Source organism: Lapillicoccus sp. (assembly GCF_025353065.1).
Lineage (GTDB): Bacteria > Actinomycetota > Actinomycetes > Actinomycetales > Dermatophilaceae > Lapillicoccus.
Window position 1 is genome coordinate 1 of sequence record NZ_JANXRJ010000021.1, and the last position, 2489, is coordinate 2489.

At 68.9% G+C, this 2489-nt stretch carries 3 protein-coding genes; 1 reads left to right on the forward strand and 2 read right to left on the reverse strand.

Translation table 11 applies throughout. From position 1 onward, the window contains the following. The first annotated feature begins 315 nt into the window (after positions 1-315). A complete protein-coding gene (locus tag Q0R63_RS01490) occupies positions 316-1476 on the forward strand; it encodes a hypothetical protein (protein ID WP_295692953.1) in 1161 nt (386 codons plus the stop codon). A 102-nt stretch (positions 1477-1578) separates the two neighbouring features. Here the strand turns inward: Q0R63_RS01490 and Q0R63_RS01495 are convergent, their stop codons facing one another. Together Q0R63_RS01495 and Q0R63_RS01500 are read right to left on the reverse strand one after the other, a co-directional pair. After that, positions 1579-1851 carry a hypothetical protein gene (locus tag Q0R63_RS01495; protein WP_295692955.1) on the reverse strand — a complete coding sequence of 91 codons (273 nt, stop codon included), beginning with the start codon at positions 1849-1851 and terminating at the stop codon, positions 1579-1581. Next, positions 1848-2489, reverse strand: a 642-nt coding sequence (locus Q0R63_RS01500; RefSeq protein WP_295692958.1) for a hypothetical protein, incomplete at its 5' end; no start/stop codon positions are given. The genes Q0R63_RS01500 and Q0R63_RS01495, both read right to left, overlap by 4 nt.

Below are 2489 nucleotides of genomic sequence, written 5' to 3' on the forward strand. Positions count from 1 at the left end.
CAACGGTTCTCGCCTCACCGGGCGAGCCGGCGCGACCGGGCCCACCGGCATACGCAACGGTCGGGCTGGGGCCTGCTCCCGGTCGGATGGGCGCAGGGTGATGATCCGAGCCGGAGCGGAGTTGGAAGGTGTCACCCTCGACAGGGTACGAGCGCCGTCCGCTCGACCGCGGCTGATTCGTTCTGCCCTCAGCGAAGGGGGTGCGGCCCCGGGGAGGGAGGTCTCCAAAGAAAACTGCTCCGGGCGACACAACTTCTGCGGTCGGCAGGGCGTCACTCCCTACGACCACCAACGACGACGCCTCAGGAGATCTCGATGCCCACCCACCTCACCCGCCGCACGGTCCTCACGACGGCACTCGGCACGGCCGCACTCGGCCTCGTCGCCGCAGCTCGACCGGCGACGGCGGCGCCACTGACCACCGCGATCCGGGGACGTTTCGTGGACGTCACCGGTTGGCCGGTCAGCGCACGAGTCAACGCCTTCGCCGTCGGAGCGTCGGGGACGTGGGCCATCGGCCAGCAGTACGACAGCTCCCGTGACCACTCCGCGGCGATCCTGCGTCGTCGCGCGAGCACCACAGGCACCACCTGGGCAGCGGTTGCGCTGCCGACGACCTTCCGGGCGACGGGGACTGCGGCGTATGCCGATTCGTCCGGCGTGTGGGTGGCGGGGACCCGCAACGACGTCAGCCTGCCCGTCGCGGACGGGTCGAGCGTCGTGGGGCACGTGTCCACGGCCGGGACGTGGCGCAGCTTCGGCACGCTGGGGCTGCCGAAGTGGCTCAACGTCGACTCCGTGAGGGCGGAAGGAGGGCAGCTCCTGCTGACCGGCATGGTGCCGACCTCAGGTGGGGCGAGCCTGCGTCCCTATGCGGCCAGTCGGGCGATCGACAGCCCGGCGACCGTTCGCTGGACCAGCGAGCTGGTGACGGCGCCCGCGTGGGACACCTCGAGTGCCTTCCCCCTTCTCCGGATCGCCGATGGCGCCCCGACCTGGGCGACCGCCGGCGCCTGGGTGCTGCGCCGACACGGCTCGGGCTGGACGGTGGTCGACGTCCCGCCGGGCACCACGGGCTCGACCAAGATCGCGTGTGCGTCGGCCCAGGGGCGGATCCACGTGCTCACGCAGGGGTATGCCGGGTTGGGGCTGTGGCGGCGGACCGACACCGCCGGCTCAGCTGCGTGGGTGTCGGTCCCGTTGCCCGACAAATTCGTTGCCCAGGCGATGGCCGGCGACGCCGAGCAGCTCTGGGTGGTGGGCGAGACCGACGGCGGCGAGGACTTCGCGGCGACGGCTTTGCGCGTGGTCGGCGGAAAGGTGGTCGACCGGGTCGGCGGCCCACTCAGCGCCGGCGGTCCGGTCGGGATCCTCAACCAGGTGATCGTCGACCCGGGCGGTGTCCTGGCCGCGGGCTACCGCTCGACCCAGCCCGGGGGACTCGGCCTCGGCTGGACCTGCCGCCCGGTCGTGTAGCGGGCAGGTGGGGACTGTGAACCGGCACGAGTCCGCTCTGTGACCCGATGGGCGGCGCATTCCGGACACGTGCCGGTCGACAGTCCCCTGCCGGCGCCGTGCTCAACGAATTCCGTAGTCGGCGTCGCCGGGCTCGGGCCTCGGGAGAATGCGTTGCGTCTTGGGGCAGTAGCCGACGAGTTGGTCCATGACGTCAAGCATCATGTCTTCGTGTTCCTCGGCGAGTAACGCGAGAAGGTCCTGCATGTCGTTGATGAGGATGTCTACGGATACACCCTGCTCGACGAGCGCGACGACAACCCGACGCAGTCGGGAGAAACCATTGGACGCCTCAACAGCCTCGAACATCGCGTCACGTCGCTCCAAGGTGCTCACGTCGTTGGTCCCGTCTTGATCCACAGGCCTCTGGTCCCGTGAATCAGTCGCTGAACTTCGTCGTAGGTCATTGGACGAGTGGGTTCGATGTAACCGTGGCCGTCCTCGATCAGCCTGAAGCTGAGCCCTGGGGGTAGCTGCTGGTCCTCGATCGTGAACATGTCCAAACCCTTTCCGGTGCCACCGAAGGAAAGGGGTCGACGAAATAGCGGGATCCTCCACGGGTCCGTGTTCGCCGACATGCCGCCAGTTCCCGGCCAGATCCACCCACGGTCATCGATGACCACGTCTCCTTGTTCCTCAGGAAAGAAGATCTTAGGTCTGGCTCCGAGGGTCTTCGCTGTTTCCCCGACTTCTGGGTAGCCGTCCTCCGCCGCGCGCATGCCGCGGTAGAGGGTGAGCGGCTCGGGGTTGACGCCTTTGGGCAGGATGATCTGGGCGAGGACCCGCGGCGCCTTGGCGCCGACGCGGGCAGCAACGCCGCCGACTCCGCCGAGTCCGCCGGTGGCGATGGCGGGGATGACGATGGCGCCGGCTTGGTGGAAACCGCTGCCCGAGCCGATGTTCCAGCGCCACTCGAGGTCGTCGAGGGCCTGGTTGACCGGGTTCATCACCAGGGGCGCGACGACGGGAAAGGT